Source organism: Pseudomonas emilianonis (assembly GCF_023072625.1).
Taxonomy (GTDB): domain Bacteria; phylum Pseudomonadota; class Gammaproteobacteria; order Pseudomonadales; family Pseudomonadaceae; genus Aquipseudomonas; species Aquipseudomonas paraveronii.
Map to the genome: position 1 here is coordinate 1 of NZ_JAKNRV010000591.1, position 2,073 is coordinate 2,073.

The following is a 2,073-nucleotide window of genomic DNA, read 5'->3' on the forward strand; positions in this document are numbered from 1 at the left end:
GAGCAAACCTGACTATGGTCCATAATGTGTCAACCATGTCCCCGCACATGTGTCCACCATGTTTCCGGTCCATACAAAAAGCCCCAAAGTAACCAAAGGGCTCTTGCCCCACCACTCGGCACCTCGCCTAGGCTCGGTGTGCCCGAACGCAGGCATTACTCCGCGGGCCGCCGTCACGGGCCATCCATGGCCCGGGACGGCTAAACCGGCATCCCTGCCGGTGTACCCGCTGCGTAATACCTGCGTTCGGCCAGCGTGGTTTTACGGGGCGCCTAAGATCAAAAGCAAGAGCAAGAGCAAGAGCAAGAGCAAGAGCAAGAGCAAGAGCAAGAGCAAGAGCAAGAGCAACGGCGTTTTCAAGGGGGCAAGGGGGTCTATCTGATCTATGGAGATCCAAATGTGGGAGGGGGCTTGCCCCCGATAGCATAGTGTCAGCCAATACATGCATGACTGACCCACCGCTATCGGGGGCAAGCCCCCTCCCACATTTTTGACCGAGTTCGGCTTCCAGGATCAGGTCGGCTATAAGGCCGCCTCGCTTGGCTTTTGCTTTGGCTTTTGATCTTAGGCGCCCCGTAAAACCACGCTGGCCGAACGCAGGCTTGAATCCGTGGGTAACCCGGCAGGACGCCGGGTTAGCCGTCCTGGGCCATGGATGGCCCATGACGGCGGCCCACGGATTCAAGCCTGCGTTCGGGCACACCGAGCCTAGGCGAGGTGCCGAGTGGTGGGGCAAGAGCCCTTTTGGTTACTTTTGGGGCTCTTTTCCAAAAGTGACCCGCCGTAAGGGCGGAACCCATAGCAGCCGTTACCGCAGGAATGGATATGTACTCAACTCAACCAAAAAAATGGTCGGCCCAGAGGCCGCCATCGGGGGCAAGCCCCCTCCCACATTGGATCTCCTTTGTATCGGAAACCACATGTGTATTGGAGCCCACACCCCATGTCAGATCCAGCCAAGCCAACTCCAGTACGTCGCCGCAAACACCAACATCAACCCATAACCAATCAACGTCACCAAAACCCCCACCTTGGCAAACTGCCGCGCCGTAAACGTCCCGGTCCCCAGGCACACCATGTTCTGCGGCGCATTGATCGGCAGAATAAACCCGTAGCTCACCACAAACCCCAGCAGCATGGTCATCCCCAGGCGGTTGAATTCCCCCGGCAAGGTCTGCAACACCGCAATCAGGATCGGCAACAACGCCGAGGTCAACGCCGTCGCACTGGCAAACCCCAAGTGGATCAAGATCAAAAACGCCCCGAGGATCGCAAACACGCCCAGCGGCCCGACCTGGTCCAGCCCGGTGTGCGCCACCACCTGCGAGCCCAGCCATTGCCCGGCCTGGGTAGTCAACAACGCCGTACCGAGGCTGATACCGACACCGAACACAATCACCGTGCCCCACGGAATCCGCGACTGCACATCCTTCCAGGTCATCACGCCAATCCCCGGCAAGAGCAGGAACACCAGCCCGGCGTAGGTAGTCGAGGTGGTGTCGAAATTGTGCAGGCGCCCTTCGGTAGCCCACGCCAACAGCAACAGCACCGATACGGTGAGCAAGCGTTTTTGCGGGCCGGTCATTGGGCCGATGTCCACCAGCGACTGGGCCACGGCTTCTTTGCCGCCGGGGATGCTGTCGCTTTCCGGCGGCAGCAGTTTGATCACCAGAAACAACAACACCGCCGACATGATCAGCGCCCACGGCGCGCCGGCGATCAGCCAGTCGATCCACGACACGCGCTGGCCGAGCATCTTGTCCATAAACCCGACGGTCAGCAGGTTCTGCGCAGCGGCGGTCTGGATGCCGACGTTCCAGATGCTGGTGCCCTGGGCCACCACGATCATCAGGCCGGCAGCGATGTTCGAGCGTTTATCGACGCCAAACGCCGCCACCACGCCCATCATGATCGGCACCACACAGGCACTGCGCGCGGTGGCGCTGGGCACCACGAGGCTCAGGAGGATGGTCACCGCGATCGCCCCCAGCAGAATGCCACGGGTGCTGGTGCCGACCCGGGTCAGGGTGACCAGGGCGATGCGCCGGTCCAGGCCGGTGTGGGTCATGGCGG

1 protein-coding gene is annotated in these 2,073 nt (G+C 61.0%); it reads right to left on the reverse strand.

The genetic code is table 11. From position 1 onward, the window contains the following. Positions 1-946 precede the first annotated feature (946 nt). On the reverse strand, positions 947-2,073 hold a 1,127-nt coding region (locus L9Z73_RS29760), incomplete at its 5' end, for an SLC13 family permease (protein WP_247408494.1).